23 protein-coding genes are annotated in these 22572 nt (G+C 65.1%); 15 read left to right on the forward strand and 8 right to left on the reverse strand.

Going from position 1 to position 22572, the window contains the following annotated elements; translation table 11 throughout:
- Positions 1-15: 15 nt before the first annotated feature.
- On the reverse strand, positions 16-426 hold the full coding sequence (locus tag ACK6C6_RS14665; RefSeq protein WP_409267895.1) for a DUF4398 domain-containing protein: 411 nt from the start codon (positions 424-426) through the stop codon (positions 16-18).
- Positions 427-617: 191 nt separating this feature from the next.
- On the opposite strand from ACK6C6_RS14665, the gene ACK6C6_RS14670 reads away from it, so the two are divergent.
- The 3 genes from ACK6C6_RS14670 to ACK6C6_RS14680 all read left to right on the forward strand — a co-directional run bounded on the left by ACK6C6_RS14670 (position 618) and on the right by ACK6C6_RS14680 (position 3352).
- Positions 618-2705: an AsmA family protein gene (locus ACK6C6_RS14670; RefSeq protein WP_409267896.1), complete on the forward strand. Its 2088-nt coding sequence runs from the start codon at positions 618-620 to the stop codon at positions 2703-2705.
- 92 nt (positions 2706-2797) lie between these two features.
- Positions 2798-3109, forward strand: a complete 312-nt coding sequence (locus tag ACK6C6_RS14675; protein WP_313032785.1) for a BON domain-containing protein — start codon at positions 2798-2800, stop codon at positions 3107-3109.
- 21 nt (positions 3110-3130) lie between these two features.
- Complete coding sequence (locus ACK6C6_RS14680) at positions 3131-3352, forward strand: glycine zipper 2TM domain-containing protein (RefSeq protein WP_209588624.1); 222 nt, start codon at positions 3131-3133, stop codon at positions 3350-3352.
- A 68-nt stretch (positions 3353-3420) separates the two neighbouring features.
- Here the strand turns inward: ACK6C6_RS14680 and ACK6C6_RS14685 are convergent, their stop codons facing one another.
- Entirely contained in the window at positions 3421-4149 is a 729-nt protein-coding gene (locus ACK6C6_RS14685) for a Crp/Fnr family transcriptional regulator (protein WP_409267898.1), read from the reverse strand.
- A 219-nt stretch (positions 4150-4368) separates the two neighbouring features.
- Here ACK6C6_RS14685 and ACK6C6_RS14690 point away from each other — a divergent pair, with 219 nt between their 5' ends.
- From ACK6C6_RS14690 to ACK6C6_RS14715, 6 genes are all read left to right on the forward strand, one after another.
- On the forward strand, positions 4369-5169 hold the full coding sequence (locus tag ACK6C6_RS14690; RefSeq protein WP_409267899.1) for a glycine zipper 2TM domain-containing protein: 801 nt from the start codon (positions 4369-4371) through the stop codon (positions 5167-5169).
- A gap of 181 nt (positions 5170-5350) precedes the next feature.
- The gene (locus ACK6C6_RS14695) at positions 5351-5578 is read left to right on the forward strand and encodes a hypothetical protein (RefSeq protein ID WP_036216660.1); all 228 of its coding nucleotides are present in this window, start codon (positions 5351-5353) and stop codon (positions 5576-5578) included.
- Between the two features lie 116 nt (positions 5579-5694).
- Complete coding sequence (locus tag ACK6C6_RS14700; RefSeq protein ID WP_020652694.1) at positions 5695-5841, forward strand: lmo0937 family membrane protein; 147 nt, start codon at positions 5695-5697, stop codon at positions 5839-5841.
- A gap of 113 nt (positions 5842-5954) precedes the next feature.
- Positions 5955-6623, forward strand: a complete 669-nt coding sequence (locus ACK6C6_RS14705) for an OmpA family protein (RefSeq protein WP_209588626.1) — start codon at positions 5955-5957, stop codon at positions 6621-6623.
- Between the two features lie 307 nt (positions 6624-6930).
- A complete protein-coding gene (locus tag ACK6C6_RS14710) occupies positions 6931-9792 on the forward strand; it encodes a TonB-dependent receptor domain-containing protein (protein WP_209588627.1) in 2862 nt (953 codons plus the stop codon).
- 98 nt (positions 9793-9890) lie between these two features.
- Positions 9891-10490: an NUDIX domain-containing protein gene (locus ACK6C6_RS14715; RefSeq protein ID WP_409267901.1), complete on the forward strand. Its 600-nt coding sequence runs from the start codon at positions 9891-9893 to the stop codon at positions 10488-10490.
- Positions 10491-10610: 120 nt separating this feature from the next.
- Here ACK6C6_RS14715 and ACK6C6_RS14720 read toward each other — a convergent pair whose 3' ends face one another.
- On the reverse strand, positions 10611-11447 hold the full coding sequence (locus tag ACK6C6_RS14720; protein ID WP_036216665.1) for a branched-chain amino acid aminotransferase: 837 nt from the start codon (positions 11445-11447) through the stop codon (positions 10611-10613).
- A gap of 126 nt (positions 11448-11573) precedes the next feature.
- Between ACK6C6_RS14720 and ACK6C6_RS14725 the strand changes: the two genes are divergently transcribed.
- Positions 11574-13688, forward strand: coding sequence for a site-specific recombinase (locus ACK6C6_RS14725; protein ID WP_409267902.1), 2115 nt, complete (start codon positions 11574-11576; stop codon positions 13686-13688).
- On the forward strand, positions 13685-15073 hold the full coding sequence (gene cls / locus ACK6C6_RS14730; protein WP_209588630.1) for a cardiolipin synthase: 1389 nt from the start codon (positions 13685-13687) through the stop codon (positions 15071-15073). Before ACK6C6_RS14725 ends, cls begins: the two co-directional genes overlap by 4 nt.
- Positions 15074-15079: 6 nt before the next feature.
- Here the strand turns inward: cls and ACK6C6_RS14735 are convergent, their stop codons facing one another.
- Positions 15080-15916 carry a metallophosphoesterase family protein gene (locus ACK6C6_RS14735; RefSeq protein ID WP_409267903.1) on the reverse strand — a complete coding sequence of 279 codons (837 nt, stop codon included), beginning with the start codon at positions 15914-15916 and terminating at the stop codon, positions 15080-15082.
- 21 nt (positions 15917-15937) lie between these two features.
- Positions 15938-16654 (reverse strand): phosphatase PAP2 family protein, encoded by a 717-nt coding sequence (locus ACK6C6_RS14740; RefSeq protein WP_409267904.1) that lies wholly within the window; start codon positions 16652-16654, stop codon positions 15938-15940.
- A 162-nt stretch (positions 16655-16816) separates the two neighbouring features.
- Here ACK6C6_RS14740 and ACK6C6_RS14745 point away from each other — a divergent pair, with 162 nt between their 5' ends.
- The 3 genes from ACK6C6_RS14745 to ACK6C6_RS14755 all read left to right on the forward strand — a co-directional run bounded on the left by ACK6C6_RS14745 (position 16817) and on the right by ACK6C6_RS14755 (position 19237).
- Complete coding sequence (locus ACK6C6_RS14745) at positions 16817-17029, forward strand: hypothetical protein (protein ID WP_409267905.1); 213 nt, start codon at positions 16817-16819, stop codon at positions 17027-17029.
- Positions 17030-17122: 93 nt separating this feature from the next.
- A complete protein-coding gene (locus ACK6C6_RS14750; protein WP_409267906.1) occupies positions 17123-18139 on the forward strand; it encodes a sulfate ABC transporter substrate-binding protein in 1017 nt (338 codons plus the stop codon).
- 138 nt (positions 18140-18277) lie between these two features.
- Positions 18278-19237, forward strand: coding sequence for an IS1595 family transposase (locus ACK6C6_RS14755; RefSeq protein ID WP_409267907.1), 960 nt, complete (start codon positions 18278-18280; stop codon positions 19235-19237).
- Positions 19238-19251: 14 nt separating this feature from the next.
- Here the strand turns inward: ACK6C6_RS14755 and ACK6C6_RS14760 are convergent, their stop codons facing one another.
- Positions 19252-19797 carry a hypothetical protein gene (locus ACK6C6_RS14760; protein WP_409267909.1) on the reverse strand — a complete coding sequence of 182 codons (546 nt, stop codon included), beginning with the start codon at positions 19795-19797 and terminating at the stop codon, positions 19252-19254.
- A 171-nt stretch (positions 19798-19968) separates the two neighbouring features.
- Here ACK6C6_RS14760 and ACK6C6_RS14765 point away from each other — a divergent pair, with 171 nt between their 5' ends.
- Complete coding sequence (locus ACK6C6_RS14765; RefSeq protein WP_409267910.1) at positions 19969-20991, forward strand: SDR family oxidoreductase; 1023 nt, start codon at positions 19969-19971, stop codon at positions 20989-20991.
- Here the strand turns inward: ACK6C6_RS14765 and ACK6C6_RS14770 are convergent.
- Positions 20953-21387, reverse strand: coding sequence for a hypothetical protein (locus ACK6C6_RS14770; protein ID WP_409267912.1), 435 nt, complete (start codon positions 21385-21387; stop codon positions 20953-20955). The two genes, ACK6C6_RS14765 and ACK6C6_RS14770, sit on opposite strands and share 39 nt — an antisense overlap.
- 73 nt (positions 21388-21460) lie before the next feature.
- Complete coding sequence (locus ACK6C6_RS14775; protein WP_409267913.1) at positions 21461-22480, reverse strand: porin; 1020 nt, start codon at positions 22478-22480, stop codon at positions 21461-21463.
- Between the last annotated feature and the right edge of the window lie 92 nt (positions 22481-22572).

Here is a 22572-nt window from a genome sequence, read left to right on the forward strand (position 1 = left end):
TATTACGGCGTCGGCTTACTGCGTCGAGGTCGTGGCCGACGGCGCATTGGCACGCTCGACTTCCTCGCGCAGCACGCGCAGGTCGGCGTCGAGCGCGTTGGCCGCCGCGGTGGCCTTGGCCGAGTTGGCCTTGCTCTGCGCCAGCTTGGCGTCGGCCTGGGCCTGGATCGCCAGCTCGCGGGCCAGCTTGTAGTCCTTGGCCGCCAGGGCCGCGTTGGCGCGCACCATCTTGTCGCGCGCGGCGGTGATCTCGGCCGGAGCCAGCTCGGCGGCGCCGGCCGACACGGCGTTCTCGACGGCATTGCGCGACACCGCCACGTCGGCGGTGGCAGGCGCCTTCTGCGGGCTGGCACAGCCCACCAGCGCCAGCACGGCGCAAGCAGCCAGCGGCGTCAAGAGACGGCGCATCGCATGTTCTTGGTCCATCGCTTTTCTCCTTTTGATGAGGAAATGTCCTTGGTAACGTTATAAACCTGTTATCTCTTGCCTTCGGTTCGCTGCCGCACATTGCCCGGCTCGTAGCGATCTGCTCAACAGGAGAGCGTTAGGCAGCGCACATTGGGCGTAAAGGCCTTGCGCTAAGCTGGCCTGAACCTAGCTACCACCGAGAGTCCGCCATGGCCGAGACCGACAAACAGGCGGCGCAGGGCCGTCATCCGGCGCGCCGCAAGAGCAGCAAAATACTGTTGAGCATCCTTGGGGTCCTGGTCGCCATCCCGGTGATCGCCATCGTGTTCATCCTCACCTTCGACTGGAACCGCGCCCGCCCCTGGATCAATGCCAAGGTGAGCGAGGCCATCGAACGCCCCTTCGAAATCCGCGGCAACCTGAACGTCGAATGGGAACGCCCCGCCAAGACCATGGCGCCGGCGGAACGCACCTGGCGTGACCACATCCCGTGGCCGCACCTGATCGCCAACGACACCCACGTCGGCAACCCGGCCGGCCTGCCGGCGCAGGATTCCGGCAGCGCACGCCAGTTCTCGTTCTCGGTCAATCCCTTCGCCCTGCTGTCGAAGACCATCAACATTCCGCTGCTGCGTTTCGACGGCCCGCGGGTGGACCTGCTGCGCCTCGACGAGCAGCGCAACAACTGGACCTTCAAGCGCAAGGAAGAAAAGTCCAAATGGACACTCGACCTCGACCGCATCGTGCTGACCGACGGCATCGTGCACATCAAGGACGCGGTGACGAAGGCCGACGTGACGGCGAAGGTGCGCACGCTCGAGAACGGCGGGCGCTACGGGGTCGGCTGGACCCTCGACGGCACCTATAACGGCGCGCCGGTCACCGGCGGCGGCAAGGCCGGCGCGGTGCTCTCGCTCAAGCAGCAGAGCACGCCCTACCCGATCCAGGCCGAGATGCGCTCGGGCAAAACGCGGATCGCGATCGAGGGCACGGCGACCCGGCCCGCGAAACTGGCGGCGATCGACCTGAAGCTGGAGCTGGCCGGCCCCAGCATGGACCAGCTGTACAACTTCACCGGCGTGGTGCTGCCGACCACCGGCCCGTTCTCGACCTCGGGCCGGCTGACCGGCACCCTGGGCGAAGAGAACAAGGACGGCAAGCGCAGCATGCGCTGGGTCTACGACGGCTTCAAGGGCAAGGTCGGGTCCTCGGACATCGGCGGACGCCTCGAATACGCCACCGGCGGGGCCCGGCCCAAGCTGTCGGGCAAGGTCCACTCGCAAACCCTGGTGTTCGCCGACCTGGCGCCGCTGATCGGCGCCGACTCCAACGCCGCCAAGAAGGAGCGCAATGCCGACGCGGTGCAGCCCGGCGGCAAGGTATTGCCGGTCGAGGAATTCAAGACCGAGCGCTGGAACAAACTGGATGCCGACGTGCGCTTCGCCGCCGACCGCATCATCCGCGACACGGCCTTCCCGATCAGCAAGCTGTCGACCCACCTGAAGATGGATAACGCCGTGCTCAACCTCGAACCGCTCGAGTTCGCCATGGCCGGGGGCACGGTGCGCTCCAACATCCGTCTTGACGGCCGCGGCCGCCAGGGCCCGAAGGCGATCAAGGCCCAGGCCAAGGTCACGGCCCGCAAGATCGAGATCAAGAAGCTGTTCCCGAAGATCGAACAGCTGCAGGCCTCGGTGGGCAGCATCAGCGGCGACGCCAACCTCACCGCCCAAGGCAATTCCGTGTCCAGCCTGCTGGCCGGCTCGAACGGCGAACTGAAAACCCTGATCAGCCAGGGCCAGGTCAGCAAGATGCTGCTGGAGATGATGGGCCTGAACGTGGCCAATATCGTCATCACCAAGGTGTTCGGCGACAAGCAGGTGCAGCTCAACTGCATGGCCACCGATTTCGCCGTCACCAACGGCCTGGCGCGCACGCGCTACTTCGTGGTGGACACCAAGGAAGCGCTGATCAACATCGAGGGCAGCATCAACCTGGCCAACGAGCAGCTGGACCTGCGCATCGATCCGAAAACCAAGGGCCTGCGCCTGATTTCCTTGCGCTCGCCCTTCTACGTGCGCGGCCCCTTCAGCCAGCCGGACGTGTCGGTGGACAAGGGCGTGCTGGCGATGAAGGCCGGCAGCGCCATCGCGCTGGCCACCATCGCGGCGCCGGTCGCTGCCCTGCTACCCCTAATCAATACCGGTCCGGGCCAGGACAGCGACTGCGCCCGCCTGCTGTCCGACGCGCGCGAGAAGCCGAAGGCGCCGCCGCCGGGCAAGACCCAGCGCCGCTGAAACAATTTTTACATGGCATTGTGTGTTGTCGAACAGATCAGTACAAACGGAAAACGGTATCTTGCTCACATGGACTCGACGAACGTTGCCGCATGAAGCGATTTGGTATCACGACCGCCTTGGCGGTCATGCTGGCACTTGGCCAGGTCGCAGGATGCGCCACGTCGGGCGGCGGTGGACCGGTGGCGCAGTATGTGGACGATGCCACCATCACCGCCGGCGTCAAGGCTGCCATCGTGCGTGAACCGACGCTGAGCATCTTCGACATCGACGTCGAGACCGTGCAAGGCGTTGTGCAGCTGAGCGGATTCGTCAGCTCGGCGGACAGTGTGGCGGCCGCGGCATCGGTTGCCCGGACCGTGAAGGGCGTGAAGTCGGTCAAGAATGACCTGCGCTTGAAATAACCCACCGTAAAGGAGATCAACATGAAAACCATCAAACAACTGGTAGTGACCGCAACCCTGGCCACCGCTGCACTGGGCCTGACCGGCTGCGCCGGCATGTCGCAGCAAGACAAGAACACCGCGATCGGCGCAGGTGCCGGCGCCGTGATCGGTGGCGCCCTGACCGGCGGCAGCGCAGTCGGCACCGTCGGCGGCGCAGCCGTGGGCGGCGTGGTCGGCAACCAGGTTGGCAAGACCAACTGATCGATTGCTCGACAAGCGATACGAGAAAGCCTGGCGCTGCCAGGCTTTCTCGTATTCGGCGTCCGGGTTTACACGAACTCGCGGACCGGCTGGATACCAGCTTCCCTGACGATCTCGTAGCAGGTGCACGAGGCCGCCGCCAGTCCTTCCGGATCGAGGATCTCGATGTTGCCGCGGCTGTAGTCGATCAGTCCCTGCTGCTGCAGCGCGCTGGCGGCCTTGGTGACGCCGACGCGGCGCACGCCGAGCGCATGCGCCAGGAACTCGTGGGTCAGGTGGAATTTGTCCGACTGCAGGCGGTCGCGCGTGACCAGCAGCGAGCGCGCCAGGCGCGCCTCCAGCACGTGGAAGCGGCTGCATACGGCGATCTGGATCGCCTGGGCCAGCTGGGTGTCGGTGTAGCGGTACAGCACGCGCTGCAGCGCAGGATTGCGCGCCACCTCGGCGCGAAAGCGGGCGCTGTCCATGCGGCTGGCGCTGCCGGCCCGCTGGACGATGGCGCGCACCTGGGTGGTGTCGTGGCCGAGCGCCACTGTGGCGCCGACCATGCCCTCGCGCCCCACCAGGCCCACTTCGAGCGTCATGCGCCCTTCGGCTACGCCCATCAGGGAGATCAGGCAGTCGTGGGGAAAATAGATGTAGCGCAGCGGGTCGCCGGCTTCGCACAGCACGTCCCCGACCGCGACGGTGACCGGATCGAGCAGCGGCAAGACCTGCGCCAGTTCCTGCGGCGGCAGCGCGGCCAGCAGCAGATTGCTGTTGTGTTCGGCAATCGGCGGCGCTACGGCAAAATTCATCGGATTCTCGCGTGGGGGATGCATAAGCCAAGCCGTCTGTCGGATACATTTGCAAACAATTTAGGTCAGCGTAACCGTCCCGCTCCGATCTGGTATGTACGGTGACGCACGGAACCGCTTGTTGTTCCTGAGGACAATCTGACAATGCACAGGCCGCCGGACCCATCGCATCCCCGGCATGAATGGCCTCAACAAGAACTTTTCCGAAAAGGAACCAGCATGAATACCTCTCCCACCCCGTCCGCACGCGGACGCATGCATCCGCTGATGATCCTGGCCGCACTGGCGGTCCTGCTGTTCTGCCTGGTCGGTACCGCGGCGATCCTGGGCTGGATTCCCTCCTCCGTGGGCGGCAACAAGGAGCGCCAGCTGAGCGAAACCGAGCGCCTGGCGCTGGCCTCGACCCTGCCGCAGGGAAGCCCGCAGCCGGCGCCTGGCGTGGTCGGCAACGTGCCCGGCCAGCAGCTCGCGCCGGGCTACGTGCAGCCGCCGACCAGCGCCGTGCCGGCCGATTACCCGACCCAGCCGGCCCAGGCCTATGCGCCGGCAAGCAACTATGTCCCGGCGCCTGCCGCCGCGGCGCCGGCGCCGGAGCGTGTGGTCGAACGCGTGGTCGAGGAACCGGTCAGGGAGTCGGCCAAGAAATCGGTGCAGGTGGCGGCCGCCGACACCGGCCGCAACTGGTGCTCGAACTGCGGCAACGTCGAATCGGTCCGCACCATCAAGCAGCGCGCCGAAGGTAGCGGATTGGGCGCCGCCGGCGGCGCCGTCATCGGGGGCCTGCTCGGCAACCAGATCGGCGGCGGCACCGGCCGCACCATCGCGACTGCGGCGGGCGCCATCGGCGGCGCGGTGGTCGGCAACCAGGTCGAAGGCAATATGAAGGCCAGCACCAGCTACGAAATCCGCGTGCGCCTCGACGACGGCACCCTGCGCACCTTCCGCCAGAGCAGCCCGCCGGCATGGCGCAGCGGCGACCGCGTGCGCATCGTGAAGGGCCGCCTGCGCTCGGTTGCCTGAGCTCGTCTTTTTTCAGAAAAAGCCGGGATGGCGCAAGCCTCCCGGCTTTTATTTCGTAAGAATAATTTTCTAAAAGCAATGTGCGGCAGCGCACGGACCAATGGATGAGCTAACTCGACAATGGCAGGACGCTATCACTGCGTGCGGTGCAAAAAAATAACCAACCCAGGGGGGAAGCATCATGAACAGCATGGCATGGATCGGCATTATCATTTGGGGAATGATCGTGGCAGCGTTTGGCCTGTTCTCGGCACATCCGCCGGCCGAAGCGGCGGCGGGCGGACTGCAGCCGCAGGACGTGCTGTTCCTGGTGGCGGGCGGCCTGGTCACCTGCCTGATCGGGGTCACCGGCCTGCTCGGTTTCATGGGCTGGATCCCTGGCTTGCGCAAGGAGAATGGCCACGCCTGATTTCCCGGGAGTTGCGATTTTCGCAGTAAGTACGCCATCGTACAGAGGCCAGCAGTAAGCGGCGGCATACTGGATTCACGACGCCGAAGCGCGTGATTTCTGGAAGGAGCAACATCATGTTGTATACAATTGCCGTGATTCTGATTGTCCTGTGGCTGCTCGGACTGGTGACTTCGTACACCATCGGCGGCTTCATCCATATCCTGCTGGTCGTCGCCGTGATCATGATCCTGGTGCGCCTGATCAGTGGACGAGGTATATAGTTGTTAGTAGTTGATAAAAATTTTTGTAAGACCAATCCGCTTCTCAGTCATGCCTGCAGGCTTGCCTCGGCAAGCATGACCGCGAAGCGGATTTTTTGTTAAGGAGAACCACCATGCAAAACAAACTGACTAAATCCGTGATCGCCGCTTCCCTCGTGGCCTTTACCGCTACCGGCTGTGCCGACATGAGCGCGACCCAGCGCGGCACCGCGCAGGGCGCCGGCATCGGCGCTGCCCTGGGCGGCATCGTCGGCGCCAGCACCAGCGGCGGCGGCGGCAAGCGCGCCGCGGGCGGCGCGGCGATCGGCGCCGCTGCCGGCGCGGTGATCGGCAACATCTGGTCCAAGCGCATGGAAGCACAAAAGCAGGCCATGGAGCAGGCCACCCAGGGCACCGGCGTGCAGGTCAGCCAGACCGCCGACAACCGCCTGAAGCTCGACATCCCGAGCGACGTCTCGTTCGATACCGGCCGTTCCGACATCAAGTCGAACTTCCAGCCGGTGCTCGACCGCTTCGCCTCTACACTGCAGGAAAACCCGGGCACCACCGTGGTCATCATCGGCCACACCGACAACACCGGCACCGATGCGATCAACCAGCCGCTGTCGGTCGACCGCGCCGCCCGCACCCGCGACTACCTGGCTGGCCGCGGCGTCAACCCGGGCCGCATCACCATCGAAGGCCGCGGTTCGCGCGAGCCGATCGCGTCGAACAGCGATGCGTCGAGCCGCGCACGCAACCGCCGTGTCGAGATCTACGTCGCGGAGCGCGGTCAGGGTTAATTCTTACCCTGTCTAGACAAGGGCCGGCTCTGCCGGCCTTTTTCTTTGCCTTATGAATAAAGTTTTCTTATTCATGGCTACCCCGACCATAAAGTAATCCACGGTATGTCATGAGCCTTCCTTATGGCTGTCGCAATTTATAAACAAATTACCAAACAAATTTGACTTTTGTTTGCCCGGAATGTTTTGATGGCGGGCTCAGGTGAATGTTCACACATTGTCACGTTCGCCGGAGATGTCATCAACAAGCGTAAGACGCCGCCCCGCTCGCGGACCGCGGCTGTGTTTCAGAAGTTTCGGAGAAATTTTGTCTAAGCAGCAACTCGTAGTAAAGCGCAGCGTCATCGCTGTCGCTGTGGCCCTGGCTTCCACCAGCGCCGCGTTTGCCCAGCAAAACGCTGAGGCCTCGGTCCAGAAAGTCTACGTGACCGGTTCCAACATCAAGCGCGCCGACAAGGAAGGTTCCTCGCCGGTGGCCACCATCAATGCCAAGCAGATCGCCGCGACCGGCGCCAACACCGTGTCGGAACTGCTGCATTCCATCCCGGCCTTCGGCTCGGGTACCTCGAACGACATCACCGACGGCAGCTTCTCCAAAGGCGCCTCGACCGCGTCGCTGCGCGGCCTCGGCTCGTCGTCGACCCTCATCCTGCTCAACGGCCGCCGCATCACCGCGTCGGCCTACGCCGACCCGAACCAGGGCAAGTCGGCCGTGTATGACCTGAACACGATCCCGGTCTCGGCGATCGAGCGCGTCGAGATCTTCAAGGACGGTGCATCGGCCGTCTACGGCTCGGACGCGATCGCGGGCGTGATCAACTTCATCACCAAGTCGAACTACCAGGGTGGCGAAATCACCGCCGCGACCAGCGCCAACGACAACCTCGAATTCGCACGCCGCAACGTGGCAGGCGTGTTCGGCTTCGGCGACCTGCAGGAAGACCGCTACAACGCCTTCTTCACCTTCGACCTGGCTTCGCGCGACCGCACCGGCATCCGCGACGCCCGCGACGTGAAGCAGCACATGTACGCCGACATCAACGCGCGCCTGAACGAATACGGCAGCTACGTCTCCAGCCAACCGTTCTTCTTCCGCGAGCGTACCGCCGGCGCGCGCAACTTCGCCACCACCCTGGCCAACGGCGCCGACATCGTCAACCGCCTCGGCTGCGATCCGTCGCAGCAGGTCACCGGCAACCGCGACAAGCACAACCTCACCGCGACCTCGATGCTCAACGGCCGCACCTTCTGCAACTACGACACCTGGAGCAACCAGGAAGCGCAGTCGAAGGGCAACGACGCCAACCTGCTGGGCAAGCTGACCTACCAGGTGACCCCGGACATCACCGCCTTCGTCGAAGCCGGCTACACCCGCACCGAGCGCGAATACACCAGCAATTCCTCGACCATCGTGTCGACCTCGCCGACCACCGTGTTCCGCGCCGACGGCACCGCCAGCGACTACCAGCTGATCCTGCCTGCCGGCCATCCGGACAACCCGTGGAGCACCTCGCGCGCAGCCGTGGGCTACCGCTTCTCCGGCATCGACGGCGGCGCCAAGAACGTCAACCAGTCGGGCCGCCTGCTGGCCGGCCTGAAGGGCACCAGCGGCGCCTGGGACTGGGAAACCGCCCTGCTGCTGAACCGCAGCGAGCGTACCGAGACCATGAAGGGCATGCTGTACCGCCCGACCATCGACCGCATCGTCAGCGAAGGCCGCACCCTGGCCCAGACCGCAGCCGACAGCAATGCCTACCGCGACGTGGTGAACGAAGGCTACGCCCAGGTCAGCCAGTTCGACGCCAAGGCATCGACCACCCTGGGCACCCTGGCCGGCGGCGACATCGGCCTGGCCTTCGGCGGCGAGATCCGCCAGGAAAAGCTGGCGCTGACCCCGGACTACCAGACGCAGGTCGGCAACATCATCGGCCTGGCCAACTCGCTGGTCGACGGCCGCCGCATGGTGAAATCGGCCTTCGTCGAACTGCGTACCCCGTTCACGAAGAACTTCGAAATGGACTTCGCCGGCCGCTACGACAAGTACCCGCTTGAATCCAGCTTCGTGCCGAAGGTCGGCGCCAAGTTCATCGTCAACGACAAGCTGACCTTCCGCTCGTCCTACGCCGAAGGCTTCCGCGCTCCTGCCCTGTCGCAGATCGCCGAAGGCGGCGTGCAGTCGTTCTCGACCCTGGTCGACACCGTGCGCTGCCCGGACGGCAAGAACCCGCTGGACGGTGCCGACGCGTCGGACTGCCGCCGCAGCATCTCGTCGCGCTCGAAGGCCAACCCGGACCTGAAGCCGGAAACCTCGAAGAGCTTCTCGTTCGGCGCGATCATCGCCCCGACCAGGAACATCGACATCCTGGTGGACTACTACAAGATCCGCAAGGAAGACGAAACCGCCCTGCTGTCGGCCGGCTACGTGGTGGATCACCCGGACCTGTACCCGGGCCTGGCCATCCGTGACACCAACCCGGCAAACCAGCTGATCGGCGCCAACGGCCAGCCGATCCCGGGCACCGGTCCGCTGACCGCCGTAAACCGCTACTACGTGAACCAGGGCGCAACCGAGACTTCGGGCCTGGACCTCGAAGTGGCGCACCGCCTGAACTTGGGCGACAACGGCCGCCTGACCACCAAGTTCGACTGGTCCTACGCGCTGACCTTCAAGCGTTCGGAGCGTCCGGGCGAAGTGGAGGCCAACGTGGTCGGCACCGCCGGCGGCTACTCGGACTGGGCGATTACCGTGGGCGACATCCCGCGTCACCGTGCCCACCTGTCGACCAACTGGTCGAAGGGCGCGCACTCGCTGACCGGCTCGGTGGACTTCGTCTCGCCGATCTCGCTGCTGCGCCGTACCGACAACGACGTCACCTACCCGGTGCCGTATTGCCACTACGGCGCCGGCCAGCCGGCTGGCGCCACCAGCCTGGGCGGCCTGGAGAAGTTCAGCAACTGGGTGCACGATTGCCAGGTGCCGGAATGGACCACGTTCAACGTCGCCTACTCGTACAGCGGCTTCAAGAACTGGACCCTGTCGGCCAACATCAAGAACATCTTCGACACCGCGGCTCCGTACGATCCGCGTTACCCGACCGAAGGTTTCAACACCCAGCTGCACAATGCGATGGGCCGTTACTTCCGCGTGAGCGCAAGCTACAAGTTCTGATCGAGCGACTGGCCTGAACGAAAGCCGCCCGGCGAGAGCCCGGCGGCTTTTTTTACGTCGATACGCTATAGTCGTCTGCACCGCATTCGGAGCCTTCCATGCAAGACGACGACCCGATCCGCATCCTCAAACAGGAAACCCTGTCCGACGATTACTGCGCACTCAAGAAAGTCACCCTCAGGCAGCGCCGCCGCGACGGCAGCGAGCAGGAACAAAGCCGCGAGGTCTACGCGAACGCCGGCGGGGCCGCCGTGCTGCTCTACAACCCCGAGCGGCGCACCGTCCTGCTGACCCGCCAGTTCCGCCTCGGCGCGCACCTGGCCGGCCATGAGGGCTTCGTGATCGAAGTCCCCGCCGGCAACCTGGACGACACCGACCCGGGCGAGCGGGTACGCGCCGAACTGTGCGAGGAAACCGGCTTTCGCGGCCATGGACTGCGCAAGGTGATCGAATTCTTGCCGAACCCGTCCTCGCTGACCGAAACGGTGCACTGCTTCCTGGGCGAATACGGGGAGCGCGACCGCAAGGGTGCAGGGGGCGGCAAGAAAGAAGAAGGCGAGGACATCGAAGTCCTCGAGATGGACGTCGACGAGGCTTTTCGCCAGGTGAAGGAAGGCGGCATCAATGACGGCAAGACGGTGATCCTGCTGCAGTTCCTGCGCGAGGAACTGCAGTCATCAAACGGACCGCATTTGTAGGGTGGGGGGTCCTCCCGCCCACGCGGTGATAGCTGAAGGGCGATATGTCGCGGCAGTGCTGGCGACCGTTGACCGCGTGGGCGGGAGACCCGCCCACCCTACGAAAAGCACAATGCGGTGTCAGGTGGTTTCGGTAAACGCCAGGTACAGCTCGCGCGCACGGCGCGCCACCGGGCCGGCCTCGAGCGTGCGGTCCTCGTAGCGCGTGCACGGCGTCACCTTGCCGTAGTTGCCGGTACTGAAGATCTCGCGCGCCGTCATCAGCTCCTCCGGCGCCACGCTGCGCTCTTCCACGTGCACGCCCTCCGACGCCAACAGCGCGATCACGCGCGCGCGGGTGATGCCGGCCAGGAAGGTGCCGTTCAGCTTCGGCGTCACCACGGCGCCATCCTCGGCCACGATGAACAGGTTCGAGGACGCGAACTCGGCCACGTTGCCGTCGGCGTCGAGCATGATCGCCTGGTCGAAGCCGCGGGCCTTGGCCTCGCGCATGGCGCGGGTCGAGTTGGCATACAGGGCCGAGGCCTTGGCGTCGGTCGGCGCCATGTCCGGCTGCGGGCGGCGCAGGGTCGACAGGCAGCTCGAGAAGCCGGTGAACGGCGGCAGCGGTGCGTCGAAGATCGTCAGGGCGAACTGGCTGGCCTCGGCCACCGGGATCAGGAAGCCCTCGGTGCCGAACACCAGCGGGCGGATATACAGCTCGGCGTCGGGCGGAAACTTGGCCACGCCTTCGCGCACCAGGGTTTCCATCTCGTCCACGCTCAGCGGGCAGCGCAGGCCCAGCTTCTCGCTCGAGGCGATCACGCGCTCCAGGTGCGGGCGCAGGTCGGGCAGCTTGCCGCGCATGGCGCGCGCGCCGTCGAAGACCGAGGAGCCCAGCCACAGGCTGTGGTCCATCGCGCCGTACAGCGGCACATTGCCTTCAGTCCACTGTCCGTTGAAATAAGTCAGGTACATGCATCCCTCGTTTTACATTGATACAGCCCGTCAGTGTAACGCTTTCAGCAGGTTCATTGTTCGGTGGCGAACCATGAAGTGGCTTTGCCTCGCGTACACTATGGCTTTCCAGTATCAACATTGCCCATGCTTGCCATTCTCGAACGGATCAACCCCGACAGCGACCAGATCGACCTGCTGGTCGACCTGGTCGATTGCCTGCGCCCGCGTAATCGCTGGGTCTGGCAAAAGGCGGACGATCCGGCGCAAAACGTGCGTACGCTGACCCAGCTGCTCAAGGGCAATCCGTCGCAGGCCTGGGCGCTGCGGCGCTACCTCACGACCATGCTGGAACGGCGCCGCCATACCAGCCTGTACAGCGATATCGGCATCCTCTCGAACGACGGTTTCGTCACGGAGCTGAAGCGGCGCGTCACCTACCGCTTCCTGCCGCCGGCGCTCAACGACCTCTACCTGTCGGACGCGCTCGACCAGGTGCTGTACGACGAGGACGACCACCAGTGGATCTGCATGGTGCCGACCGCCGACTGGATGGAGCTGTTCGACGTCATCGCCAACGCCCCGCCGCCCCAGGACGCCACCCCCGACCGGGCGCGCTACGTCACCCTGATGGGCCTGCTGGATGCGATCCGCACCCTGTCCTGCCGCATCTGCGCCCTGGGCCTCGAGCCGCGCCTGATCCACAGCTACAGCGAGATCGAGGATTTCGACTCGCCCTTCCTGATGCAGAACATCGAGGTCAACCGCTACCTCGACGAGTACGCGCGCTACCTGGACGGCAAGATCGAACAGCCGGAAGACGCGCGCCACCTCCTGGTGATGCTCGACCAGTGCGAAGAGGTGGTGCTCAAGATCCGCCGTGGCGCCCAGTCCACCGGCACCAGCGTGGCGCTGACCTACCTGCTGGTGGCCTTGCACCAGAGTATAGACCGGCTGCACAAGCTGCTCTACCTGGTCGACCTCAGCGGCTCCTTGCCGAGCGCGCCGAGCGTGGACCTGGTGGCGGTGGCCAGCCGCGCCGCCAACCCGGAGCGGCCTGAAGCGAGCGGCCGCCGCCTGGCGGCCGTGGCGCTGGCGGAAGAGCTGATCGCGGCGCACAACGCCAAGTACCGCATTCGCGGCCTGCTGCGCGACAACGTCGACCTGCTGGCCCGCAACGTCACCGAAAACGCCAGCCGCACCGGCGAACACTACATCGCCGAAACCCGGCGCGACCTGCGCCACATGTTCGTGGCGGCCTCGGGCGCCGGCTTCATCGTCGGCTTCATGGCCATGTTCAAGATCATGCTGGGCTACCTGCACACCGCGCCCCTGGTCGAGGCCTTCCTGTTCAGCATGAACTACTCGCTGGGCTTCATCCTCATCTACGTCCTGCACTTCACGGTGGCGACCAAGCAGCCGGCCATGACCGCGCAACACATCGCCGCCTCGCTACAGCGCGCCGACAACGGACGCGGGCTGGACGTGGACAGCCTGGCGGACCTTGTCACCAAGGTCTTCCGTACCCAGATAGTAGCCGTGCTCGGCAACGTGCTGCTGGCCTTCCCGGTGGCCTGGGCGATCGCGATCGGCTACAAGGCGATCAACGGCAACCACATCGTCGACCCGGTCAAGGCGCACCACCTGCTCATGGACGTCGATCCGGTCCACAGCCTGGCCCTGTTCTATGCGGCGATCGCCGGCGTCTGGCTGTTCCTGGCGGGCCTGATCTCGGGCTACTACGACAACAAGGCGCTGTACACCCGCATGGGCCAGCGCGTGCGCCAGCTGCGGCGCCTGCGCCGCCTGCTGGGCGAAGAACGGCTCGGCCGCTTCGCCGGCTATATCGAGGATAACCTGGGAGGCCTGATGGGTAACTTCTTCTTCGGCTTGATGCTCGGGATGACCGGCACGATCGGCTTCCTGCTCGGCCTGCCCCTCGACATCCGCCACGTCACCTTCTCGACCGCCAACCTGGCCACCGCCCTCGTCGGCCTCGACTACCACGTGCCGCTCGAGGTGGTGGTCAATGCCGCCTCCGGCGTGCTCCTGATCGGCGCGGTCAACCTCCTGGTCAGCTTCGGCCTGGCGCTGTGGGTGGCGATGCGTGCCCGCAAGATCCGCTTCAAGCGCGGCATCCTGCTGATCCAGGCGCTGGGCCGCCACCTGATCGCCGCGCCCATCGATTTCTTCCTCGGCCCCAAGCAGCAGCCGATCAGCCGCGACTCCAGCAGTGAACTCATCATGAGGGACACGAAATGAACAACAAGCGCCTGACTTCCTTCCTGGCCTTCCTGGCCTTCGTCTGCGTGGTCGCCTCGTGCAAGTCGCTGCCCGACGCCGAGTCCCTGCCCGCGGATCCGGCCAAGGCGACGCCGGCGGTGGCCACGCCACGCGGCATGCTGGACAACAAGCAGGCAGCCCAGCTGCTGCGCAAGCGCTGGGCCAACGCCTCGCCCGACCTCAAGCAGCTGGCGGTGCTGGAAGAACAGGCCACCGGCGCGCCGCTCATCCCCGGCAACAAGGTGACGCTGCTGTTCGACGGCCCCGCCACCATGCGCGAAATGATGGCCGCGGCGCGCGACGCCACCTCCTCGATCAACCTGGAAACCTACATCTTCGATCGCGACCCGATCGGCATGCAGTTCGCCGAACTGTTGATGGAGAAGCGGCGCCAGGGCGTGATCGTCAACATCATCGCCGACGGCGTCGGCACCCTGGCCACCCCCAAGGAATTCTTCGAGCGCCTGCGCGGCGCCGGCATCAACGTGGTGATCTTCAATCCGGTCAATCCGCTGCAGCGTCCCGGCGCCTGGCAGCTGAACAACCGCGACCACCGCAAGATCATGGTGGTGGACGGCCGCATCGGCTTCACCGGCGGCATCAACATCAGCGAAACCTATGCCAACAGCTCGCTGTTCCGCTCGCGCAAGAAGCCCGAGACGGTCGACGCCGAGCAGGTCGGCTGGCGCGACACCCACATCCGCATCGAGGGCCCGGCGGTGGCCGCGCTGCAGTACGCCTTCATCGACAACTGGGTGCACCAGGATGCCGGCGAACTGCCGCCGGCCGAGTACTTCCCGCGCCTGGCCCCGGCCGGCGACAAGGTGATGCGGGTGCTGGCCACCTCGCCGGACCGCGATTCGGAGATCTACAAGTCGCTGATGGTGGCCATGAACGAGGCCAAGAAGTCGATCCACATCACCTCGGCCTATTTCGTGCCGGACCGGCAGATCGTCGATTCGCTGGTCGCGGCGGCCAAGCGCGGCGTGGACGTGAAGCTGGTGCTGCCGGGCGTGTCCGACCACGACCTGATCATGTATGCCGGCCAGGCCTTCTACGACGAGCTGCTGGCGGGCGGCGTCAAGATCTACCAGCTGCAGGTGGCGGTGCTGCACGCCAAGACGGCGGTGATCGACGGGATCTGGTCGACCATCGGCTCGGCCAACATCGACCGCCGCAGCTTCATCCACAACTACGAGCTGAACGTGGTGGTACTGGACCCGGCCTTCGGCAAGGACATGGAAGCGGCCTTCAACGAAGACCTGCGCAGCTCCAAGGAAGTGACGTTGGACCAGTGGCGCGACCGGCCGTGGAAGGACCGCCTGCGCGAATTCATCGGGCGGCTGGCCGAGTACTGGATCTGATGTTGCTTACAGCCCCGCCGCCATTAGGCCATCGATGTGCGGCGTCCACACACTGCCCGTGCGCATGAACTTCTCGGTGGCCATCACCTCGAAGTGGCCGTGCACCACGTCCCAGCCGTAGCGGTCGATCTCGACCTTCTGCGACTCCACCCGCAGCACGTTGAACGAGTTCACCTCGCCCCGCCCCCGGGTCGAGGTGGCCGTCCCGGCCTGCACCACCAGCGCCGCATACTCGCTCAACTGGTAGCGCGCCGCCGTGCTGCCCGCATGGCTGGCGTGCATGTGCCCGCCCATCAGGATGTCCACCCCGCACTCGGAGAAGGCCTGCATGGCGCGCGGCGCCCGGTTCACCAGGTCGCGTTCCTCGAAGTGATCGGGCAGGTCGAAGGGATGGTGGGCCACGATGATGCGCGTGACCTCAGGCGGGACGTTCGCCAGCTGCTGGCGCACCACGGCCAGCTGGTCGCGGCTGACCTTGCCGTCCTTGATGGTGAAGGAACGCGCCGTGTTGACGCCCACCACGGCGATCTCCTCGTCGAGGTAGAAGGGATCCAGGTCGTCGGTGATGTAGCGCCGGTAGCGCGCCAGCGGCTTCACGAAGCGGCGGAACACGTTGTACAGCGAGATGTCATGGTTGCCCGGCACGATGATCTGCGGGCCCGGCAGCGTGTCGAGGAAGGCGCGCGCCTCTTCGAACTGCTCCGGCCTGGCGCGCTGGGTCAGGTCGCCCGAGACCACCAGCACGTCCGGGGCGATCCGTTCGATCAGTTCACGCAATGGCGCCAGCAGGCTGTGGTCGACGCGGCCGAAATGCAGGTCCGACAGGTGTACGAGTGTGCGCATCCTTTTCCCCGGGTTGGTCTTTTATGCAGTTGTCCTGCGGCGCCGGTTGAAGGTGGCGGCGCCGGTGATGCAGATCGCCAGCCAGCCGCAACCCTCGGCCACCGCGGCCAGCACGTCGGACAAATAATGGACTCCAAGATACATCCTCGAGAACGCGACCGTCGCCACCATGGCCAGCGCCAGCACGAAGGGCAGCACCCTGCCCCACCAGGAGCGCGCCTGGCGCGCCACGTAGCAGGCGAGGAAGCCGTACAGCACCGTCGCGCCCATCGCGTGGCCGCTGGGGAAGCTGTAGGTGCTCAGCTCCAGCAGGGGCTCGACGAAATGCGGCCGCGCGCGCTCGAAGGTGTGCTTCAGCAGCACATTGAGGATCTGGCCGCCGGGCACGCTGGCGACCAAGGCCAGCGTCCAGTAGCGGTGCCCGCGCCGGTACAGCCAGATGCCGGCCAGCAGGGCCATGGCCAGGATGCCGGGCGTGCTGTGCATGTGGGTGACGAGCATCAGGAAGGCGCGCAGGCCTTCGTTGGCGCGCGCGTGCGCATGCAGCCAGTTGGCCACTTCCACATCGAGCTGGGTGATCGGGGCGCCGGCGACCACGGCGCCGGCCATGTGCGCAAAGACTGCGGTTGCCAGCAGGAGCATCGCCACGCCGGCGGTCAGGTGCAGGCCGTACTGCCCTTCGGCGGAAAAACGGGCGGCGGCGAAGCGGTGGAGTCGGGGAAGGATGTGGTTCGTCATGCCTGGGTCGGGTGGTTTCGCGGATGAGCCTCCATATGTGGGGTCTTGGCGAAAAAACCACAACAATAAAAATTTACTGTATATCCACCCAGTACCTGTAGATTTATACAGTGGTTGTGATATTCTTTACTCACTTCAATGATTTTAATAAAAGGAAACACCATGACCACTCTGAACAGCAACTTCGGCCTGGAATATGCACCTGTCCCTTTTATGGTCCGTCTCGGCCGTCGCGAACTCCTGATCACCCGTGATTTCCGCAAGCGTTTCTATGCGGTGAACCCGATCATCGAATGCGATACCGGCATCGAGGCGGGTCATCTGGAAATCCTGATCTTCAAGCGCTGGCTGCTCATCCTGTCGAAGGCGCACTAAAAAAACCGCATATTGTTAGGCGAATAAATTCGTTCCTTCAGGGGGAACTGAGCCGTAAGCTGAAGGCTCCAAACTGCCCTCTGAAAGAACAACATGCTTCGCAAAACCTTCCTGCATTCGCTGGCTGCCCTCACCCTGGTGGCGCCGCTCGTGACCCCGGCGACGGCTTTCGCTGCCGACGTCACCCTGCTCAACGTGTCCTACGACCCGACCCGCGAGCTCTACCAGGACATCGATGCCGCCTTCGCCCGCCAATGGAAGGCGAAGACCGGCGACAACGTCACGGTCAAGCAATCGCACGGCGGTTCGGGCAAGCAGGCCCGCGCCGTCATCGACGGCCTGTCGGCCGACGTCGTCACGCTGGCGCTGGCCTACGACATCGATGCTATCAGCGAAAAAGGTTTGATTGCGCCCGACTGGCAGAAGCGCCTGGCTTACCGCAGCTCGCCCTACACCTCGACCATCGTGTTCCTAGTGCGCAAGGGTAATCCGAAAAAGATCCGCGACTGGGGCGACCTCGTCAAGCCGGGCGTGGCGGTGATCACGCCGAATCCGAAGACCTCGGGCGGCGCGCGCTGGAACCACCTGGCGGCCTACGGCTACGCGCTGCGCCAGCCGGGCGGCTCGCCGGCGACCGCCAAGGATTACCTGGCCAAGCTGTACAAGAACGTGCCGGTGCTCGACTCGGGCGCGCGCGGCGCTACCACCACGTTTGTCGAACGCGGCATCGGCGACGTGCTGCTGGCCTGGGAAAACGAAGCCCTGCTGGCCCTGCGCGAGCTGGGTCCGGACAAGTTCGAGATCGTGGCGCCGTCGATCAGCATCCTGGCCGAACCGCCGGTGGCCGTGGTCGACAAGAACGTCGACAAGAAAGGCACCCGCAAGGTGGCCCAGGCCTACCTCGAGTTCCTGTACACCGACGAGGCGCAGGATATCGTCGCCAAGAACTACTACCGTCCGGCCGTGGACAAGTTCGCCAAGAAGTATGCCGCGCAGTTCCCGAACGTAAAGCTGTTCCCGATCACCGAGCTGGGTGGCTGGGCGCAGGCGCAGAAGGCGCACTTCGCGGATGGCGGGCTGTTCGACCAGATCTACGCGCCGGGCAAGTAAGCAGGGCCTGGCTCTACCGACGGGCGCCACGTGACGGCGCCCGTTTTCTTTGGCGCTGTCACCGTTAGGTGTTGGAGATCTTGAACTGTTGAGCTGAACCGATGTCAAACCACTGTCCGATCGACAGTGGAGGTGGCAATGCAGGCGGCAAGCTTCAAACCGTGGCTGGCGCGTGTCGCGCAGCTGACGCGGCGCCAGCGCGAACAATTGCTCGCGCTTTTGCGTCCGGCAGTTGGACTGGACCGTGTCTGTGCGACGATCGAGGAGGCCAGGAATCCATCGTCATGTCCGTTCTGTGAAGGTCGGCGGCTGCATCGCCATGGGCACGACCGCGGGGTACAGCGCTATCGCTGCTGCGCCTGCGGCAAGACCTTCAGTGCCTTGACGGGTACGCCGCTGGCACGGCTGCGCCACCGCGGCAAATGGCTGGACTACCTGGACGGCATGCTCGAGGGCCAGTCGGTGCGGAAAACGGCAGACCGGCTCGGCGTGCACCGCAACACCAGCTTCCGCTGGCGTCACCGTTTCCTGCACCTGGCCAAGGATGACCGCCCTGCGGCACTGGACGGCATCGCCGAGGCCGATGAACTGTTCCTGCTCGAATCCCGGAAGGGCTCGCGCACGCTCGACAGGCCGCCGCGCAAGCGCGGGGGCGTTGCCAGCCGGCGCGGCATCAACAGTGAACACGTCTGCGTGCTGGTCGCCCGCGACCGTACCGGCGCCACCTTCGATTTCATTACCGGCCGGGGCGCCGTCACCACGGCCCAGCTGCACCGCTACCTGCTTCCGGTGCTGGACAGGGATGTGCTGCTGGTTACCGATTCCCATCCTGCCTACAAGGCGTTCGCTCGCACGGCCGCCATCTCGCACGAAGCAGTGAACCTGCGGGCCGGCGAACGCGTGCGCGGCGCCGTCCATGTCCAGAACGTCAATGCCTACCACCGGCGCTTCCGCCAATGGCTGGCGCGCTTCAATGGCGTGGCCTCACGGTATCTGCCTAATTATCTCGGCTGGCAGTGGGCCGTCGACGGCGGGCGAGTCCGGTCAGCCGACAAGATGCTGCGAATAGCCTTAGGTATGTTCAACACCGAACGGTGACAGCGCCTTCTCTTTCAAGTCTGGGCGGTCGCCTTCCACATCGGACCCGATTCCTGCAGGCCGCAATAGGCGGCAATCTGCCTGGCCGTGACCCTGGCGATATCCTCGTCGAGCCCGGCGCCGAAGCGGTAAGTACCGTCAAGGGTCTCGATCTCGATCAGTCCGTTCCCGATTCCCATCGCGATGTTCTGACCCTCGGCAGAGTATGAGCCCAGCGCCGGCATTGGCGCGACGCGCACCGCGCGCACGCTGCCTGCGACCAGCGCCAGCACGTCCTCATCCTCCAGCGCCCAGGCTTCCGCCTTGTCGCGATAGACCAGTAGCTCGTCGCGCACGAACAGGTTGCGGTGCAGAATCGCATACAAGAAGGTCGCCATCAGCACTAACACCCACACCTTGAACCAGGAAAAACGTTCTGGTGGACCGTTGAACAGCTCGATCGCAATAAACGCGAGGACGGCCAGGCCGGCGCAGGAGACGGCAATCATCGGCGGCTTCCTCGACGGCGGGCAGACGATGTGCAGCGGTTCAAGGGTCGAAGGAGATGGATGGCCGGTCATGATCGTGGTTCGCGAAAGTCGCCCACACTCTAGGAAATAAATATCCGCAAGGCAAGCGAAAACGCCGAATTATCCAGCCGGGCTAGCATGGTGACCGTTCATCAACGGCCTGTCCCTGCGGCCGAGCGCCGCGGACAGTCCTCCTTCATCCACTTGAAAAGGACGTACGTCATGGCAATCAGACTCAGGAAACTCCACGATCAGGTCATGGTCATCACCGGCGCCACCAGCGGCATCGGCCTGACCACCGCCCGCATGGCCGCCGCACGCGGCGCCCGCCTCGTGCTGGCCGCGCGCAGCAAAGACGCCCTCGACGAACTGGCGGACGAGATGCGCAGCCGCGGCGCCATGGTCGAGACCGTGGCGGCCGACGTCGGCAACATCGCGGACGTCGAGAAGATCGGCGAGAAGGCCATTGCACGCTTCGGCCGCATCGACACCTGGGTCAACAATGCCGGCATCTCGGTGTTCGGGCGGCTGGAAGAAGTCAAGCCGGAAGACCACCACCGCCTGTTCCAGACCAACTTCTGGGGCACCGTCAACGGTTCGCTGGAAGCGGTGCGGCGCATGAAACACCGCGGCGGCGGCGCCATCATCAACGTCGGCAGCGAGGTGTCGGAACGCGCCATCCCGATGCAGGGCATGTACGCGGCCTCGAAGCATGCGGTGAAGGGCTTCACCGATGCGCTGCGCATGGAAGTGGAAAAGGAAGGCGCTCCGCTGGCGGTCACGCTGGTGCGCCCGGCCGCGATCGACACCATGTTCGCGGTCCACGCGCGCAACTACATGGACAAGGAACCGGCCCTGCCGCCGCCGATCTACGCGCCGGAAGTGGTGGCCGACGCCATCCTGTACTGCGCAGAAAATCCGAAGCGCGACGCCTACGCGGGCGGCGCCTCGAAGATGATCGCGGCCGGCTCCAAGCTGATGCCGGCGCTGTTCGACCGCTACATGAACGCCAGCATGTTCAAGCAGCAAAAATCGAACCGTCCGACCGCGCCGAACCGCCGCGACGCCCTCTACAAGCCGGATGAGTCGACCGAACTGCGCCAGCGCCAGGGCATGCCGCAGAACGTCCATGAACGCAGCCTGTACACCAAGACCAGCCTGCGCTCCTCGCCTTTGACCACCGCCCTGGTGGGCGGCGGTGCCCTGTTAGCCGCCTTCAGCCTCTCGCGGCGGTTTGGTCGTTAAGAAGTCGGTGTCCTCCTCGGTCAGCGGCAGGTCGGGGATGGACACGACCTGGTCGGTGTCGATGTCGGCGCCGTCCTTCCCGACGTTGTCGCGCCCGGCCGCGGCGCGCTCGCCGGTGCCGCCCATGTCGCTGTCGCCCGAGAAGTCGGCGTCGCCGACATCCGGACCGGCGGTGCCGCCGGCGTGGCTTTCTTCCATGTCCGAGGTGGTGCCGTGGTCGAATTCGAGCGTCTGGTCAGGGTCGAGCGCGTCGGCAAAGCCGGGGCCGCCGACCACGTCGCTGCCGGTGTCGGAAATGTCGCTCGGGCCGAGGGAGTCGATGCCGTGTCCCTTGCCCAGACTACGGTCCGGACGTTCCGGGAAGTTGTCCGGATCAAGTGTGCTTGCGCCTGTCATGTTGCCTCCAAAAGTGGTTTAGCCATGGAGACAGGCTAACGTTTTTTGCAACATCGCGTCGCCGCGTACACTCTTAAAATGCCCGCCGCATTCCCATGTTGATCGCCCCGCCGCCGCCATGGCGTACGTTGGCGTTGCGGATGCCGCTCTGCTGCTGGATGTGCGAATACGCGGCGTAGAAATCCAGCTTGCGCGAGATCGCATAGGTCGCCCCGACCGCGATCTGGCGCGCGTCGCGGTTGGCCGGGTCGCGGTCGTTCTTGCGGATGTAGGAAGCCAGCAGCGTGGTCGCATGGCTGACCGGCACCGCCACCCCGGCCAGCACGTCGCGGCTGTCGGTGGACGGGATGCCGGCGATGCCGGCGCCGTAGGGATTGTCCGGGTTGAACAGCGGCGAGCTGCCCCAGCCGCGGTTGGCGCTGTAGGCCGCGTAGGCGGTGCCCCAGTCGAAGCGCATGTTGGCGGCAATGATGGAATTCTTCGCGGCCATGCTGATGTCGACCGGATTGATGCGGGTGACCTTGGCCACGTTGCGGTTCTGGTGCGCCGCGCGGATCGTGAAGGGGCCGGCCTTGAAACCGACCGTCATGCCCCAGGCGCGGCCCGAGGGCGAGCCGTCGATGTCGCCTTTGCCCCAGGACGAGCCGGCCGTGAAGCCATTGAAGCGGCCCTGGTAGATGACGCTGTCGCTGCTGCGGCGCGCGTCCTCGGCGCCGCTGCCACTGCCGGCCAGGCCGCCGTGAAACGGATCGCCGACGTCGCTCAGCGTACGGAAATCGAGGTTGTACTGGCGGCCCGCGCTCAGCAGCTGGGCTTCGCTGGTACGCCGCTGCTGGGCCTCGTGTGCGGTTTCCAACGTGAAAATTGCCGGCCCTTCGCCGGTGCGGCCGGTGCCGGCTCCGCCCTGGGCGGGCACTGCCTTGCCGGCGCTGTCCGCGGACGGCGCCGCGCAGCCCTTGCCGCAGCCGGCTTCCCTGACCTCCTTCAGCGCCTCGCGCGCACCGGTGCTCCCGTCGGGAGCAGCCGCGTTCTCGGCCGAGGCGCACGCCGCGCTCGCTCCGAGCACGGCGCATGCGACGATTGACATCTTCATGGCGTCATTCCCTCTCTGATGCCATCATTGCCTTCTTTGACGAACTGATCTGTCTAATACCTCACATAAAACAGCGTCGTCCATACCTGTGC

Source organism: Massilia sp. BHUDP2, from assembly GCF_046236355.1.
GTDB classification, from domain to species: domain Bacteria; phylum Pseudomonadota; class Gammaproteobacteria; order Burkholderiales; family Burkholderiaceae_D; genus Telluria; species Telluria varians.

What these genes read in the sequence shown, in the direction of transcription:
- ACK6C6_RS14665 (WP_409267895.1), bottom strand. Translation starts at nt 426, where the DNA reads ATGGACCAAGAACATGCGATGCGCCGTCTCTTGACGCCGCTGGCTGCT.
- ACK6C6_RS14670 (WP_409267896.1), top strand. Translation starts at nt 618, where the DNA reads ATGGCCGAGACCGACAAACAGGCGGCGCAGGGCCGTCATCCGGCGCGC.
- ACK6C6_RS14675 (WP_313032785.1), top strand. Translation starts at nt 2,798, where the DNA reads ATGAAGCGATTTGGTATCACGACCGCCTTGGCGGTCATGCTGGCACTT.
- ACK6C6_RS14680 (WP_209588624.1), top strand. Translation starts at nt 3,131, where the DNA reads ATGAAAACCATCAAACAACTGGTAGTGACCGCAACCCTGGCCACCGCT.
- ACK6C6_RS14685 (WP_409267898.1), bottom strand. Translation starts at nt 4,149, where the DNA reads ATGAATTTTGCCGTAGCGCCGCCGATTGCCGAACACAACAGCAATCTG.
- ACK6C6_RS14690 (WP_409267899.1), top strand. Translation starts at nt 4,369, where the DNA reads ATGAATACCTCTCCCACCCCGTCCGCACGCGGACGCATGCATCCGCTG.
- ACK6C6_RS14695 (WP_036216660.1), top strand. Translation starts at nt 5,351, where the DNA reads ATGAACAGCATGGCATGGATCGGCATTATCATTTGGGGAATGATCGTG.
- ACK6C6_RS14700 (WP_020652694.1), top strand. Translation starts at nt 5,695, where the DNA reads ATGTTGTATACAATTGCCGTGATTCTGATTGTCCTGTGGCTGCTCGGA.
- ACK6C6_RS14705 (WP_209588626.1), top strand. Translation starts at nt 5,955, where the DNA reads ATGCAAAACAAACTGACTAAATCCGTGATCGCCGCTTCCCTCGTGGCC.
- ACK6C6_RS14715 (WP_409267901.1), top strand. Translation starts at nt 9,891, where the DNA reads ATGCAAGACGACGACCCGATCCGCATCCTCAAACAGGAAACCCTGTCC.
- ACK6C6_RS14720 (WP_036216665.1), bottom strand. Translation starts at nt 11,447, where the DNA reads ATGTACCTGACTTATTTCAACGGACAGTGGACTGAAGGCAATGTGCCG.
- ACK6C6_RS14725 (WP_409267902.1), top strand. Translation starts at nt 11,574, where the DNA reads ATGCTTGCCATTCTCGAACGGATCAACCCCGACAGCGACCAGATCGAC.
- cls (WP_209588630.1), top strand. Translation starts at nt 13,685, where the DNA reads ATGAACAACAAGCGCCTGACTTCCTTCCTGGCCTTCCTGGCCTTCGTC.
- ACK6C6_RS14735 (WP_409267903.1), bottom strand. Translation starts at nt 15,916, where the DNA reads ATGCGCACACTCGTACACCTGTCGGACCTGCATTTCGGCCGCGTCGAC.
- ACK6C6_RS14740 (WP_409267904.1), bottom strand. Translation starts at nt 16,654, where the DNA reads ATGACGAACCACATCCTTCCCCGACTCCACCGCTTCGCCGCCGCCCGT.
- ACK6C6_RS14745 (WP_409267905.1), top strand. Translation starts at nt 16,817, where the DNA reads ATGACCACTCTGAACAGCAACTTCGGCCTGGAATATGCACCTGTCCCT.
- ACK6C6_RS14750 (WP_409267906.1), top strand. Translation starts at nt 17,123, where the DNA reads ATGCTTCGCAAAACCTTCCTGCATTCGCTGGCTGCCCTCACCCTGGTG.
- ACK6C6_RS14755 (WP_409267907.1), top strand. Translation starts at nt 18,278, where the DNA reads ATGCAGGCGGCAAGCTTCAAACCGTGGCTGGCGCGTGTCGCGCAGCTG.
- ACK6C6_RS14760 (WP_409267909.1), bottom strand. Translation starts at nt 19,797, where the DNA reads ATGACCGGCCATCCATCTCCTTCGACCCTTGAACCGCTGCACATCGTC.
- ACK6C6_RS14765 (WP_409267910.1), top strand. Translation starts at nt 19,969, where the DNA reads ATGGCAATCAGACTCAGGAAACTCCACGATCAGGTCATGGTCATCACC.
- ACK6C6_RS14770 (WP_409267912.1), bottom strand. Translation starts at nt 21,387, where the DNA reads ATGACAGGCGCAAGCACACTTGATCCGGACAACTTCCCGGAACGTCCG.
- ACK6C6_RS14775 (WP_409267913.1), bottom strand. Translation starts at nt 22,480, where the DNA reads ATGAAGATGTCAATCGTCGCATGCGCCGTGCTCGGAGCGAGCGCGGCG.